At 40.6% G+C, this 15748-nt stretch carries 10 protein-coding genes (1 of these 10 running past the window's edge); 4 read left to right on the top strand and 6 right to left on the bottom strand.

Translation table 11 applies throughout. From position 1 onward, the window contains the following. Positions 1–34 precede the first annotated feature (34 nt). Positions 35–3655, bottom strand: coding sequence for a DNA-directed RNA polymerase subunit beta (gene rpoB, locus IGI46_RS04335; protein WP_429962229.1), 3621 nt, complete (start codon positions 3653–3655; stop codon positions 35–37). 704 nt (positions 3656–4359) lie between these two features. On the opposite strand from rpoB, the gene IGI46_RS04330 reads away from it, so the two are divergent. The 4 genes from IGI46_RS04330 (at position 4360) to IGI46_RS04315 (ending at position 8132) form a co-directional block, all read left to right on the top strand. After that, a complete protein-coding gene (locus IGI46_RS04330) occupies positions 4360–5349 on the top strand; it encodes an ABC transporter substrate binding protein (protein WP_429962228.1) in 990 nt (329 codons plus the stop codon). Between the two features lie 28 nt (positions 5350–5377). Next, positions 5378–6313, top strand: coding sequence for an ABC transporter permease (locus IGI46_RS04325; RefSeq protein WP_207705037.1), 936 nt, complete (start codon positions 5378–5380; stop codon positions 6311–6313). After that, positions 6288–7091: an ABC transporter ATP-binding protein gene (locus IGI46_RS04320; protein WP_429962227.1), complete on the top strand. Its 804-nt coding sequence runs from the start codon at positions 6288–6290 to the stop codon at positions 7089–7091. Before IGI46_RS04325 ends, IGI46_RS04320 begins: the two co-directional genes overlap by 26 nt. Before the next feature lie 84 nt (positions 7092–7175). Beyond that, positions 7176–8132 carry a biotin--[acetyl-CoA-carboxylase] ligase gene (locus IGI46_RS04315; protein WP_429962226.1) on the top strand — a complete coding sequence of 319 codons (957 nt, stop codon included), beginning with the start codon at positions 7176–7178 and terminating at the stop codon, positions 8130–8132. Positions 8133–8171: 39 nt separating this feature from the next. Here IGI46_RS04315 and sstT read toward each other — a convergent pair whose 3' ends face one another. From sstT to IGI46_RS04290, 5 genes are all read right to left on the bottom strand, one after another. Continuing rightward, positions 8172–9404, bottom strand: coding sequence for a serine/threonine transporter SstT (sstT, locus tag IGI46_RS04310; protein WP_429962225.1), 1233 nt, complete (start codon positions 9402–9404; stop codon positions 8172–8174). Between the two features lie 237 nt (positions 9405–9641). Then, positions 9642–10991 (bottom strand): glutathione-disulfide reductase, encoded by a 1350-nt coding sequence (gor, locus tag IGI46_RS04305; protein ID WP_207705041.1) that lies wholly within the window; start codon positions 10989–10991, stop codon positions 9642–9644. A gap of 60 nt (positions 10992–11051) precedes the next feature. Then, positions 11052–12293, bottom strand: coding sequence for a peptidase U32 family protein (locus IGI46_RS04300; RefSeq protein WP_429962224.1), 1242 nt, complete (start codon positions 12291–12293; stop codon positions 11052–11054). Between the two features lie 12 nt (positions 12294–12305). After that, positions 12306–13226 carry a peptidase U32 family protein gene (locus tag IGI46_RS04295; RefSeq protein ID WP_429962223.1) on the bottom strand — a complete coding sequence of 307 codons (921 nt, stop codon included), beginning with the start codon at positions 13224–13226 and terminating at the stop codon, positions 12306–12308. Positions 13227–13336: 110 nt separating this feature from the next. Continuing rightward, a protein-coding gene (locus IGI46_RS04290; protein ID WP_429962222.1) for an ATP-dependent Clp protease ATP-binding subunit crosses the window boundary here: on the bottom strand, positions 13337–15748 show its 3' portion. 87 nt of this gene lie beyond the right edge of the window; 2412 of the gene's 2499 nt are visible here — the last part of the coding sequence; its start codon lies beyond the right edge, outside the window; the stop codon is at positions 13337–13339.

Raw genomic sequence — 15748 nt, 5'->3', positions numbered from 1 at the left:
CTAAACCACTAGATGACTTGCGTCAAACGGACTCTTATAAGTCTTCTGCTGTTTCAATTTCCTGGATTAAATCTGCGGCCTGGCTTTCACGTTCAGCAGCGGCTTTTTGTTCCAAGGCTTTAGCTGATTGTTGTTCAGCAAACTTGGTTAAAGCATCAACTGTGATCAAGTCGTCGTCATCATCATCCATGTCACGCAATTCAATTTCTTTGTCGTCGATATCCAATACTTGCATATCTAAACCAAGAGCTTGTAATTCTTTCACCAATACGCGGAAGGATTCCGGAACGCCTGGTTTTGGAATTGGTTCACCTTTGACAATCGCTTCGTAAGTCTTCACACGACCTACAACGTCATCTGACTTGTAAGTCAAGATTTCTTGCAAGGTATAAGCAGCACCGTATGCTTCCAGTGCCCAAACTTCCATTTCCCCAAAACGTTGTCCACCGAATTGCGCTTTACCACCTAATGGTTGTTGCGTAACAAGAGAGTAAGGTCCAATTGAACGAGCATGCAGCTTATCATCAACCATGTGGGCCAATTTGATCATGTACATAACACCAACCGAAATACGGTTATCAAATGGTTCACCTGTACGTCCATCATAAAGAACGGTTTTAGCATCGCCAGCCATACCTGATTCACGTACAGTTTCCCATACATCTGTATCGGCAGCTCCATCAAATACTGGAGAGGCTACGTGGATGCCTAAATAACGAGCAGCCATACCTAAGTGCAATTCCAATACTTGTCCGATATTCATCCGAGAAGGTACCCCTAGTGGGTTCAACATGACATCAACTGGTGTGCCGTCTGGCAGGTAAGGCATGTCTTCTTCTGGCATAATGCGAGAAACGACCCCTTTGTTTCCGTGACGGCCGGCCATTTTGTCCCCTTCATGGATTTTACGTTTTTGAACAATGTATACCCGTACCAGCATGTTAACACCTGGTGATAATTCGTCGCCGGCTTCACGAGTAAAGATTTTCACATCGTGAACGATTCCGCCGCCGCCGTGAGGAACACGTAATGATGTATCACGCACTTCACGGGCTTTTTCACCAAAGATAGCATGCAATAGACGTTCTTCAGCAGAAAGCTCAGTAACTCCTTTTGGTGTTACTTTACCTACTAATAGATCGCCATCATGAACTTCAGCACCAATGCGGATAATTCCCATTTCGTCCAAGTTCTTCAATGCGTCTTCCCCAACGTTCGGGATTTCGCGAGTGATTTCTTCAGGTCCTAATTTCGTATCACGAGCTTCTGATTCGTATTCTTCAATATGAATCGAAGTATACACGTCGTCTTTAACCAAACGACGGCTCATGATAATCGCATCTTCATAGTTGTAACCTTCCCAAGTCATGAAGGCAACTACTACGTTTTGACCTAATGCTAATTCTCCGTTTTCCATTGATGGACCATCAGCCAAAATGTCCCCAACTTCGACGATTTCGCCTAAGCCTACTAACGGACGCTGGTTATAGCTGGTACCAGAGTTGGAACGACGGAATTTAGTAATATCGTATTTATCCAAGGCGCCATTGTCGCGACGAACCCGTACTTCAGTTGCGTCTACAAATTCAACAACACCATCGTTTTTACATAATAAAGCAGCACCTGAGTCATGAGCAGCTGTATATTCCATACCAGTACCAACCCATGGAGAACGCGGTTGGATCAACGGTACAGCTTGCCGCTGCATGTTGGCACCCATCAAGGCACGGTTGGAGTCATCATTTTCCAAGAACGGAATACATGCAGTCGCTACCGCAACTACTTGTTTAGGCGATACATCCATATAATCCACTTTATCGATAGTTACTTCCAAGTTTTCACTAGTTGCTCGAGCCATAACTAGTTCTTCAACAAATGTCCCGTCATCGTTTAATTTGCTGTTGGCTTGGGCCACAACGTAATGATCCTCTGTGTCGGCAGTCAAGTAATCAATATGTTCAGTTACTCGGCCAGTTGCCCGGTCTACCCGGCGGTAAGGTGTTTCGATAAAACCGAATGTATTCACTTTTGCATAAGAAGCCAAACTGTTAATCAACCCGATATTCGGACCTTCCGGTGTTTCAATCGGACACATACGGCCATAGTGAGAATAGTGAACGTCTCGAACTTCATATCCGGCACGGTCACGAGTCAAACCACCAGGTCCTAAGGCAGATAGACGACGTTTATGCGTCAACTCACCCAGTGGGTTGGTTTGGTCCATGAACTGTGACAGCTGTGAAGAACCAAAGAATTCTTTGATACTTGCTACAACCGGACGAATGTTAATTAATTGTTGTGGTGTTAAAGTTTCAGTGTCTTGAATCGACATCCGTTCCCGAACCACACGTTCCATACGAGCCAGCCCGATCCGGAATTGGTTTTGCAGTAATTCACCTACGGAACGAATACGACGGTTCCCTAAGTGGTCAATATCATCCACGTTGCCGATGTTTTCCATTAAGTTCAAGAAATAACTCATTGAAGCAATGATATCTGCTGGGCGTACGGTACGTATTTCCGCAGGCGGATAGCCATTACCAATAACTGTTACTTCACGCTCTGGATCTTTCGGTGAATAAACTTTGATTGGTTGAACCGTCATTGGTTCAGTAACTACCGCATCATCTGAAGGGTAGTAAGTCACTGAGTTCAATCCTTTTTCCAAATGAGGGCCTAATTCTTCCATCACTTGGTGGGTTAAAACTGTTCCTTTTTCCACGATGATTTCGCCAGTTTCTGAATCCACTAAGGTTTCAGCTAAGGTTAAATTCAACAGACGAGTTCTTAAATCTAATTTTTTATTTACTTTGTAACGACCAACATTTGCTAAGTCGTAACGTTTTGGATCGAAGAAACGAGCTGTCAGCAAGCTTCGAGAGCTGTCGGCTGTTTTTGGCTCACCCGGACGAAGACGTTCGTAAACATCCTTCAAGCCTTCTTCGGTTCTAGAATCACTTGGGTTTTTATGCAAGTCTTTTTCAATCGTGTTACGCAATGATTCGCTTTCGCCAAACAATTCCATAATAGTATCATCTGAGCCAAAGCCTAACGCACGAACTAGAGTAGACAAAGGAATTTTCCGAGTACGGTCAATCCGTACATATGAAATATCTTTCGCATCTGTTTCCATTTCCAACCATGCACCACGGTTAGGAATGACTGTTGAGCCAAAGCCTTCTTTTCCATTTTTATCTACTTTCCCATGGAAATAAACACCAGGAGAACGTACCAGCTGCGAAACGATTACCCGTTCGGCACCATTGATAATAAAGGTTCCTTGTTCAGTCATTAATGGGAAATCACCAAAGAATACTTCTTGGGATTTAATTTCGCCAGTTTCGCGGTTTACTAAGCGTAAGATAACATGTAGAGGGGCAGAATAATTTGCATCGTGTTGGCGTGCTTCTGCGACGGTGTATTTTGGTTCCTTCAATTCATAGTCAACAAATTCCAATGACAGGTTTCCGGTAAAGTCTTCAATTGGCAAAATGTCTTCAAACATTTCTCTTAGACCTTCATCTAAGAACCATTGATAAGAATCTGTTTGAATTTCGATCAAGTTCGGTAATTCCAATACTTCACTGATGCGGGCAAAGCTTCTACGTGTGCGGTGTTTCCCGTATTTCACGTCATATCCAGCCAAGTTCTTCACTCCTTGTTAAAAGTCTGAAAACCGATCCGAAGATTCATGACATTTTTGTTACGAACGTTAAGTTCGTGTAACAAGAGACATTTTTTACGGCTTTTAGGCAAAAAAAAACCAAAAATAGAACGTTCTCTTGAAAAATTTTCGTGAGCTTCTACTTTTGTTTCCTTTATTTTAAACCGAAACGGACAATATTTCGTTCCTGTCTTAGATCATTTCAGATAGTTTTAGCAACTTCATATAATACATGAATCCAGCAAGAATGTCAATAGCTTCTGGAAATAATCGAGTTCTTGATGCAGGTTTTCTTAAACAAATTAACTCTACTCCTTCCAATAAAGTTAATATATAAACTCTCTTAATTTTCTGAACTTTTCGTTTTTATTATTGACATCTCATTTTTCTTACCTTATACTAATGAACAACCAGAAGTGGAGGTTTTTCTTATGAATATGATGACGATGAAAAAACCACAACTGAATAATCGCTACTTTAGCTATTTTAGATAATGTTTGTATTCATCACTGGATGCAAACAGGGCAAAACGCAAGTTTGTATCTATGATGGCTAGAGCAATTTCACGTACCACCAGCCACGTAGAGGAAATACTAAGTGGCTGAGGATAATAAAATGATTATCTCGTATGTACAATCATCCACTTAGCATTCTGAGTGGGTGATTTTTTGTATTATAAAAGGAGAGAAAAAAAGATGAAAAAAACTTTATTAGCAGGAATTAGCGTACTTGCCTTAGTAGCACTTGGGGCTTGCGGAGGCGGAAACAACGACACAACAGATAGCACTGGCAGTGCAGCGAACAGCGATGCCAAACATGTAGGAGTATTGCAATTGGTACAACATGCCTCATTAGATGGTGCCTACGAAGGATTCAAAGAAGGGCTGAAAGAGGGGGGCTATACTGAAGGCGAAAACTTAGTTATTGATTATCAAAACGCACAGAATAACCAAGACAACCTGAAGAGTATGAGTGAAAAATTAGTCAAAGACAAAAATGATTTGTTATTGGGAATTGCGACTCCTTCAGCACAATCACTACTAAATTCAACAACTGATATTCCAATCGTTGTAACTGCAGTAACTGATTTAGAAGAAGCGAAATTAGTTAAAAGCAACAAAGAACCTGGCGGCAATGTAACAGGTACTACAGATATGGTGCCAATCGATAAACAAACAGACTTGCTTCTGTCTTTAACTCCAGACGCTAAAAAAATCGGCATTATGTACAATGCTGGTGAAGCAAACTCTAAAATACAAGCAGATTTAGCACAAGAAGCTTTAGAAAAAGCTGGTGTTGAAGTAATCACTAAAACTGCTAACACAACTAACGATGTACAACAAGTAACTGAATCTTTAGCTAACGAAGTAGATGGCATCTATGTTCCAACAGATAACACGTTCGCTAGTGCTGCATCAATCGTTGGTGAAGTTGTTAAAGAGAAAAAAATTCCTTTAGTTGCTGGATCAACTGACCAAGTAGAAGCAGGTGGGTTAGCGACTGTCGGAATCAACTACAAAAAATTAGGAAAACAAACTGGCTTGATGGCAGCTAAAATCTTAGATGGCGACGCTGAACCAGCTACTATGCCCGTTGAAAGTGCTGACAGCCTTGAATTAGTTGTCAACAAAGAAATGGCCAAAGATTTAGGAATCGATCCAGATAGCATTAAAGAACCAGCGTAATATGCGCACCCAGAAAGAAGGATGAAGGATGAATATTTTGTCACTATTACTCTCAGCTACGTCACAAGGACTCTTATGGTCTTTACTTGCGATCGGTGTTTACCTGACCTTTCGTATCTTGGATATTGCCGATCTAACCGCTGAAGGAAGTTTTCCTCTAGGCGGCGGGATCGCGGCAGTTATGATTGTCAACGGTACCCACCCAGTGTTAGCTACAATTGCTGCCTTTTTCGGCGGCATGCTGGCGGGGTTGATTACAGGAATTTTGAATACAAAATTTCGTGTTCCAGCTTTGCTAGCCGGTATCATTACTATGACCGGTTTGTACTCCATAACTTCTCGAGTTATGGGCGCTCCAAACATTGCTTTGTTAGGTGAAGACACTGTTTTTACCCCAATTCAAAGCATGGGATTAATGAAAAACAATGCTGTGATTGCTGTCGGCGCTTTAATCGCTGTTTTAGTGATTGTTCTGCTCGTTTTGTTTTTCCGTACCGAGATCGGTTTAGCTATCCGGGCTACTGGCGACAATCCAGATATGAGTGAAGCAAACGGGATCAAAACTGAGAATATGAAGCTTTTAGGCTACATGATCTCTAACGGTTGTATCGCATTGTCTGGTGCGCTATTGGCGCAAAACAACGGCTTTGCTGATTTAAACTCCGGTGTGGGAACAATCGTTATCGGCTTGGCTTCTATCATTATCGCTGAAGTACTGCTGCACAATCGCCCCATTGCGACTCGTCTCATTACTATTGTCGCAGGTGCCATCATTTACCGTTTCATTTTGGCTTTAGTATTCGAAATGAACGTTCAGCCAACGGACTCAAAACTTGCTTCGGCCATCGTTTTAGTGGTTTGTCTATCCTTACCGCAAATTCGTCAAAAGCTAGGATTGAATATCCCAAAAAAAGATCGTAAGAAAGGAGTTGAGAACAATGCAACCAGTCTTAAAAATCAGTAATCTTCATCAATACTTTGAAAGAGGAACGATTAACGAAAATCATGTACTGCGCGGCATTGACTTAGCGCTGGAACCAGGAGACTTTGTTACGATCATCGGTGGAAACGGAGCCGGAAAATCAACTTTGCTAAATAGTATCGCAGGCACCTTGCCAATCGAAGAAGGCAAAGTCTTTCTAAACGATACAGACATTACTAAACAATCGGTTACCAAACGTGCCAAGAAAATCAGTCGTGTATTCCAAGATCCGCGTATGGGAACCGCCGTACGTTTAACAGTTGAAGAAAATCTAGCCTTGGCGATGAAACGCGGCTTCCAACGAGGGTTCGGTTTAGGTGTTCGCAGCAAGGACCGTGAATTCTTCCGAGAACAGCTGGCCACTCTAGATTTAAACTTAGAAAACCGCTTGGATGCTGAAATTGGATTACTGTCTGGTGGGCAGCGGCAAGCAATTACCTTGTTAATGGCTACCTTGCAGCGTCCTGAATTAATTCTGCTGGATGAGCATACTGCAGCGTTGGATCCAAAAACATCCATCACAGTGATGCACTTAACCGAAAAATTAATTCGTGAACATCAATTAACAGCCTTCATGGTTACCCATGATATGGAAGATGCTATCCACTACGGAAATCGTTTGATTATGCTTCACCAAGGACAAATTGCGATCGATATCCGACAAGAGGAAAAAGAACATTTAACCGTACCGAAATTAATGGAATTATTCCATCAAAACTCAGGTGCTGAATTAAAAGATGACGCATTATTGCTTAGCTAAAAATCAACTATTCATCCTTCTTGGCAGACTACTTTGCGGTAGTCTGCTTTTTTTGATACACTGACCAAAAAGGAGGCCATCTTGTTGTCGACAAAAGAAAAAGTATTACAAAAACTAAAAAATACGACTGGCTTTGTATCCGGCGAACAACTAGCACAAGAACTACAGCTTTCTCGCACGGCTATCTGGAAAGCAATTAAGGAATTAGAAAAATCCGGCTATCAGATTGAGCATCATTCAACCGGTTACCGTTACCAAGCTTCAGATGTATTAGACGCAGCGGAAATAGCAGCCGGTATTCAGGAACCATTGACAATACGTATTTTAGATACATCGGTTTCCACTATGAAAGATGCCCAATTGGCGGTACTAAATGGTGAGGAGCCACCAATTTTAGTAGTTGCTGATATGCAGGAAGCACCACGGGGCCGTTTCAACCGACCGTTTTTTGCTCTGGAAAAAGCAGGTATTTATATGAGCATTCTGTTAAAACCTGACACTCAGTTACATGAATTACCACAATATACCGTTTTGATGGCTGTAGCTGTCACTCAGGCTATTGATACTCTTGCCGGAGTCGATACTCAAATTAAGTGGGTAAATGATATCTATTTAAATGGGAAAAAGCTCGTAGGAATTCTCTCAGAAGCAATGATGGATGTAGAAATCAACAGACTTAAACATGTTATCATTGGTATGGGGATTAATTTTTCTGTACCTCAAGAAAAATTTCCACCCGAGCTGCAAGAAAAAGCGACCTCGCTATTTGCTGATGGGAAACCAACCATTACTAGAAATCAGCTGATTATCGAAATTTGGAATCAGTTCTTTCAATTGCTTGAACAAAAAGATTCTACGTATCTATCCATTTATCGTAAAAAATCTTTTGTTTTAGGTAAGAGGGTAACTTTTCAACAAAAAAATCAGCAATTTTCTGGTAAAGCGGTAGGGATCAGCGACACTGGTGAACTACTAGTCGACTTAGATGGTGAAATTACTGCACTTTCCTCCGGCGAAATCAGTTTAAGCAGTATTCAATAAAAAAAGAAAGCTCCTCTCGTCAATGAGAAGAGCTCCTTTTTAATTTGCTAAACGTTCCTTCAATTTTAAATCTTTGCCTTTTTTTCGCAAATCAGCTAATTCCGCCACTGCTGTGAAAAATAGATCATTGGATGAATTAACGGCTGTTTCCACTGAATCCTGAACGACACCAATGATAAATCCTACACCTACTACTTGCATCGCAATATCATTGGGAATCCCGAACAGACTACAAGCTAACGGAATCAGTAACAGTGATCCGCCGGCAATGCCTGAAGCCCCACAAGCTGATAGTGCAGATAATACACAAAGTATCAAAGATAAGCCCAAACCCACTTCGATTCCCAAGGTGTTTACCGTAGCCAAAGTCATAATCGAAATGGTTACAGCTGCTCCTCCCATATTAATAGTGGCACCTAACGGTAAAGAAATAGAATAAGACTCTTCACTTAATCCTAAATGTTTTGCCAACATCATATTAATCGGAATGTTCGCCGCAGAGCTTCGGGTAAAGAAGGCTGGAATAGCACTCTCTTTTAAACAGAAAAAGACTAACGTGTAAGGATTTTGACGAATCAAGATAAATGCAACGAGTGGATAAGCAATCAAGGCTACCACTAACATGGTTCCAACTAACAGTAATAATAACTGTCCATATTGGGCCAATCCCTTTACACCTGTAGTTGCAACCGATTGGTACACCAATCCTAAAATACCAAAAGGTGCTAGAGCAATAATCAATTGCACAACATGAGTAATAGCAGTCGCCAAATCATCTGCCAAGTCCTTCGTCCGTTGATCACGTGTCCGTAAAGCAAAACCAATTAAAGCTGCCCAAAACAGTAGAGCTAGATAATTGCCTTCCGCCATTGCTTGAATGGGATTTTGTACGATATTGGTCAAAATTGTATTCATCACTTCACTTAATGCTTGAGGTGCTTCTTGCATACCAGATACCTCCTGCAAGGTAATTTTTACTGGAAAAATAAAGCTGGCTACCACAGCAATCGCTCCAGCCAATAGGGTGGTAAATAAATACAACGCAATAATCGGCTTAATAAAAGTTTTTGTTCCTGTCTGATGTTTTGCTACCGAAGCTAAAATCAATACAAATACCAGAATTGGTGCAATTGCTTTTAATGCGCCTACAAACAAGTCTCCTAAAATAGCAATGAATGTCCATTGTGGAACGACAATACCTAGTATTGCCCCGATAATAATACCAATAACAATTCTTTTAATTAGGGATAAATTCTTAAAAAATTCCAACAAACCATTTCCTTCTCTCTACCTCATTTGCCATATTGAACAAAGCCATTTGCTGCTTAACCCACACAGCCACGTTCATTCTATCTTTAGTAAAATGAGATTTCAAGAAGAAATATAAGTTATCTTTCATTTGGCTTCCGTTTATCAAAAAAATAGTATTATGAGGTTAAAAAATACTACTATACTCATCAATTAGTTTAATGAGCATAGTGACATTTTTATCATTATTAAAGCGTTCGACTAACGCATCGTTACAAATTCTTCGCTGCCAGTAGGGTGGATAGCCACAGTATTATCGAAATCCTTTTTAGTAGCACCCATTTTGATCGCTACTGCAAATCCCTGCAGCATTTCATCCACACCCATACCAATGCCATGCAAACCAATAATTCGCTCCTCTTCACCTAAGCAAATCAACTTCATATCGCATTTTTGCCGATAGTCACTTAGAGCAAAATACATTGGTGTAAAACGGGAATGGTAAATTTTGATATCCTTTGAATCATACCGTTCGATTGCTTGTTCTTCAGACAAACCAATTGTTGCAATCGTTGGATGAGTAAAGATAACTGTTGGAATATTGTCATAATCCAGATACTCATCTTTCTTACCATTGAATAAACGTTCAGACAAACGTCGGCCTGCTGCAATCGCAACTGGCGTTAAATCAACCTTGCCGATCACATCTCCAATAGCATAAATACCTTCAGCAGTCGTATTTTGGTATTTATCTACGTTAACAAAGCCTTTCTCATTCAATTCAACAGTCGTATTTTCAATGCCTAACTTGTCTGTATTAGGCTGACGACCTCCTGCGAAAATGACACAATCACCTGTTAACGTTTCACCATTCTCGAAATAGACCGTAAAATTGCCTTGCTCATCTTTTTCTATCTTTTCAGCCACAAAATAAGGATGCAAGTCCATATTGTTATCGCGATAAATCTCCATTAAGTTCTCAGCCAGCATTTTGTCGAAAGTACGCAAGGGTTGACCATAACGAAAAGCCCAATGAACTTTCGTACCCATTCCCTGTAAAACACCACCCAATTCTGCTGCAATATAACCGGCACCTAGCATAATTGCTTCTCGCGGCTGTTTCTTCAAGGCAAAGAAACCATTAGAATCAATCGCTAGTTCACCACCAGGTATCTGCATTTGTGATGGTTGGCCACCTGTTGCAATCAAAATATGTGGAGCAGTATATTCCAGATCATTTACTTCTACTACATGGTCTGATTTAAAAGCCGCGTAACCATGGATACGTTTGACATGATTGCTGTCTAATCCACGATTGTAAGCACCATGCAAGAATTCAATATATTTTTCTCGACGATCCACTAATTGTTCGAAATTGAAGTTTTTTACATCAACGGATATTCCATAGCTTTCAGCATCACGTTCAATCATTTCCAGCATAGAACTAGCTTGCCACATCACTTTCTTAGGGACGCATCCCACATTCACACACGTTCCGCCAATTTCATGACCTTCAATCAGTAAAACCTTAGCGCCATGCATACCCGCACGATTTGCTGAAGCAATTCCGCCGCTTCCACCACCAATTACAATGTAATCATATTGTTCCATTAATGTTCCTCCTAAACCAGACAGCCGCCCAGACCATCCTATACTTAATATATTTGGGGGTTAATCTTTTTTCTTGCGAATCATATCACCGGCTTTTACCGGTTGTGCTATCGGCATCGTAAGAATCATCATCGGGTTCGGTGCTCGATCAATCGATTCACCCTCTTCATTTTTCATCTCATCCACAGTTTGGTGAAAGTGTTGGAAGTTGGGCCCATAAAATTCGATCTCATCTCCTATACGGAAATGATTCCGTTGCCGAATAGTAGCTATTCCCGCTGCTTCATCATAACTTAACACTTCGCCAATGAATTTATAAACCGGTATTTTTCGACGTGCACCAAATAATTGATCATTCTCAGTAGGTATATGATAATAGAAACCAGTAGATAATTCACGTTGTGCGACTTTCCACAACTCATCAATCCATTCCGGCTTGCAAATATAATTGTCTGGATCAGCCATGTAACTGTCAACTGCCGCTTTATAGACATTGGATACCGTTGATACATAATGAATAGATTTCATGCGACCTTCAATTTTCAAGCTGTCTACACCATTTTCAATTAAATCAGGAATATGTTCAATCATTGACATATCTACAGCACTCATTGAGAATTCTTCTGTCACATCGCCATTAGCAGTCAGGGAACGGTGCTCTTGAGCGTATGGTATATCAAAGAGTTCATATTTCCAACGACAAGACTGTGAGCAGCCTCCACGATTAGCATCTCTCATAGACATATGATTAGAAAGTGTACAACGACCAGAATAAGAAATACACATAGCCCCGTGTACAAAGGCCTCAATTTGAATATCTGTATGTCGACGAATTTCCGCCAATTCATCCATGGATACTTCACGAGCTAATACCACCCGTTCCAATCCCTCTTCCTTCCAAAACTCCAGCGTTTCATAATTGGTAGCTGAAGCTTGGGTTGATAGGTGAATTTCTAATCCAGGTGCCTCAGTCGAGCAAATTTCAATTAAGGCCGGATCTGAGATAATAACTGCTGATATTCCAATATCCCGTAATTTACGGAAAAAATCTCCCGCACCTTTCTCGTTACCTTCATGAGTTACCATATTAGCTGCTACATAGACCTTAGCATTATATTTTTTTGCAAAAGCAACGCCTTCTTCCATTTCCTCAAAAGAGAAGTTTCCAGCTCTTGAGCGCAATCCGTAAGCATCTCCGCCTATGTATACCGCATCTGCTCCATAATGGATAGCAGTTTTCAATTTTTCTAATGTTCCGGCAGGTGCTAAAACCTCCGGACGTTTTAATTGTTTTTGTCCCATTGTTTTGCTCCTTTATTTAATCGCCTCTGGGTCTAAATGATAAAAACCTGTATCCAACCCACGTTCTGCTGGATGAAACTGCTGAATCGTTTCTTCCACTGCTTTAGCTTGTTCCTCTGACCAATTTCCAGCTTCCAGTGCTTCTTTCGCTGCAGCAAATAATTGAGCAACTTTTACAAAAGTTTCTCCTGGTGTAAATAATCCATCTAGCTTCCAAGTAGTAAACCCTTGGGTATATAATTCACTCAATTCATTGATTAAATTAAGATCATTATCCGCAAAAATATGCGTGCCATGTTGATCTTCATAAATTGAATAATGAGTATCTTCCTTCTTAGGCTCGGACAAAAATAACCTGCGTTTGCGATCGATAGCTTCATCTTGTTCAGTATACTTAAAGTAATTTTTCAATAATGGCCGTTTAGACTGATGAATGCACGTTGCACCATACACCAGTACCTCAACTGGAATGTTTACCTGCTGAGCCAAAACCTTCATTTCCTCAAATGGAACTTCTCGGGCCAACAATGCTCCAACTGCCCCCTTTTTCTGCCAGAAATTGATTTGCCGGGCATTAGTCACTAAAATCTCTGCATCATAAATAAACGGCAACGGATAATTTCCTTTACGCAATACTTGGATTACCCCTGTATCACCAACAACAATCCGGTCCGGTTGACACTCCACTAGAAAATCTAAATATTCTGGTACTTGTTTCATTTTGTCCGGGTGCATAATAGCATTGAGTGCAATATTCACTTTTTTCCCATGCTGATGTGCATACTCAATCACTTCTTTTTGTTCCACTCGAGAGAAAGAAGCCGGCAAACGTAAACCAAACTCCTCTTCTCCTATATATAATGTATCAATTCCGACATTTAACAACGCTTTTGCCTGATCGATAGATTCTACGGTAGCAATGATTTCAATCATTCTTTATCCTCCTTTATGACTGTTTCATACTATCACAGCTCTAAGAAGTTTCCAACCAGCTTTAGAAAAAAGAAGCTCCCCTCCTAAGAGGAAAACTTCTCATATAATTACTAAACTTCTTGGGGAATTTTGTCTTCTTTTGATGCTCGAACGGTTAACGTTATCTTACCTTTACTGGCACCAATAGTAACCGCATCTCCCAATTGAATTTGACCAGAAAGCAACGCTTCTGCTAAACGATCTTCCACTTCTTTTTGTAACGCCCTTCTGATTGGACGTGCACCATATTCAGGATCAAATCCAACTTTCCCAATAACATCAAAGGCCGAAGCTGTAATCTTTACCTTAATCTCATGCTCAGTCATACGTTCAACAATCGAACGACTCATAATTTTCACAATTTCATGAATTTGTTCCTGATCCAATGACTGGAACACTACTGTTTCATCAATCCGGTTCAAGAATTCAGGACGAAACGCTTTTTTCAACTCTTCCAAAATACGTTTCTCCATTGCATCATGATCTTTCGTAATATCCTTAACATTAAAGCCTACATTTTTTTCTTCGCGAATCTCGGTAGCACCAATGTTAGACGTCATGATTAAAATAGTATTACGGAAATCAACTTTACGTCCCTTAGAATCAGTTAAATGACCGTCATCCAAAACTTGCAGTAAAATATTGAATACATCCGGATGAGCTTTTTCAACTTCATCAAGCAAAATCACTGAATAAGGTTTCTGACGAATCTTTTCGGTCAATTGACCACCTTCTTCATAACCCACATAGCCCGGAGGCGAGCCAATTAGTCGACTCGTACTGTATTTTTCCATAAACTCGGACATGTCGACCCGAATTAACGCTTCCTCACTACCAAACATTGCCTCAGCCAAAGCTTTCGCTAATTCAGTTTTACCAACACCAGTAGGTCCCAAAAACATAAAAGAACCTATTGGGCGATTGGGATCTTTTAATCCACTGCGAGCGCGACGAATTGCTCGAGAAATAGCTTTTACAGCGGTATCTTGTCCCACTACTCGTTTATGCAGTACATTTTCTAGATCGAGCAAACGCTGACTTTCTTTCTTCTCCAACTGTTGCAAAGGCACACCTGTCCATTGAGAAACGACCGACGCAACATCTTCATCTGTAACCCGATTAATATAGCCATTCTCTTGTTTTGCTTCAGTAATAGCCGCACGTTCCAACTCTTGATTCAACTGTTTTTCTTTCATACGCAAACGAGCAGCAGATTCAAAGTCTTGATTTTGAATTGCTTTTTCTTTCTCTTCAGTCAAATCGTAAATTTCTCGCTGTAATTCATCTAATTCCGAAATCTCATCCGTTGTATCTAACCGAACCTTCGCAGCGGATTCATCCATAAGATCAATCGCTTTGTCTGGCAGTTGACGTGAATTAATGTAACGAACAGATAGAGAAACTGCTGCATGTAAAGCTTCATCCGTAATTTCAACGCTGTGATGTTCTTCATAACGTGGACGCAAACCTTTTAATATTTGCTCAGCTTCCTCAGGAGTAGGCTCATCAACTTGTACACGTGCAAAACGCCGCTCCAAAGCAGAATCTTTTTCAATATATTTCTGATATTCATCAAGAGTCGTTGCGCCAATTGTTTGTAACTCGCCTCTTGCCAAAGCAGGTTTCAAGATATTCGAAGCATCAATTGCCCCTTCTGCCCCACCAGCACCAATTAATGTATGCAACTCATCAATAAACAGAATAATTTTTCCATCATGATAAATTTCATCGATAACTTTTTTCAATCGGTCTTCAAACTCACCTCGATACTTCGTGCCAGCAACTAAAGCACCCATGTCCATCATCATTAAGCGTTTGCCTCGCATATCTTCTGGAACATCATTTGAAATAATCCGCTGTGCTAACCCTTCAACAATAGCAGTCTTACCTACACCTGGTTCCCCCACTAGTACAGGGTTATTTTTCGTTCTACGACTTAAAATTTGAACAACGCGGCGAACTTCACTTTCCCGGCCAACAACCGGATCTAATCTCTTTTCCCGAGCCAATTTAGTTAAGTCTCTGGCAAGACTGTCTAATGTTGGTGTACCTTGAGAAGTATTTTGCTGATTTTTTGCTACTGGCTTGCGGCGACCCATTCCTTGTTGATTCTGGGAAACATTCTCTGTTACTCCCATCTTTTTTAATAACAATTGTCGCATTTTAGGCAAACTCAAGCCTAAATTCACTAAAATATGCGAAGCAAGAATCTCATCATCTCTTAATAATCCTAATAAAATATGTTCTGTTCCAACTAATTTCGCATTGAACCGTTTCGCTTCATCATCAGCAAAAATCAAAATTTGCTTTGCTCTTGGAGAGTAAGGCAGATAACTTCCTTCTGGATAAGTTTGCATAGAGCCATACCCCGTCATATGCTCAATTTCCTCGCGAATATCATTTTCATTGGCATTCATCTGTCTTAAAGTTTTTCCAGCAATTCCTTGCTGCTCAATGACTAGAGCCAGCAATAAATGCTCCGA

Origin of the sequence: Enterococcus sp. AZ163, assembly GCF_050498925.1 — a bacterium.
GTDB lineage: Bacteria > Bacillota > Bacilli > Lactobacillales > Enterococcaceae > Enterococcus_A > Enterococcus_A ferrettii.
Note: the sequence above shows the minus strand (reverse complement) of the source record. Positions and strands in the feature narration are given on the sequence as shown.

Bases quoted from the DNA above. Each gene is read 5' to 3' on its own strand.
- IGI46_RS04330 (WP_429962228.1), top strand. From the start codon at position 4,360: ATGAAAAAAACTTTATTAGCAGGAATTAGCGTACTTGCCTTAGTAGCA.
- IGI46_RS04300 (WP_429962224.1), bottom strand. From the start codon at position 12,293: ATGGGACAAAAACAATTAAAACGTCCGGAGGTTTTAGCACCTGCCGGA.
- IGI46_RS04325 (WP_207705037.1), top strand. From the start codon at position 5,378: ATGAATATTTTGTCACTATTACTCTCAGCTACGTCACAAGGACTCTTA.
- IGI46_RS04295 (WP_429962223.1), bottom strand. From the start codon at position 13,226: ATGATTGAAATCATTGCTACCGTAGAATCTATCGATCAGGCAAAAGCG.
- IGI46_RS04320 (WP_429962227.1), top strand. From the start codon at position 6,288: ATGCAACCAGTCTTAAAAATCAGTAATCTTCATCAATACTTTGAAAGA.
- gor (WP_207705041.1), bottom strand. From the start codon at position 10,991: ATGGAACAATATGATTACATTGTAATTGGTGGTGGAAGCGGCGGAATT.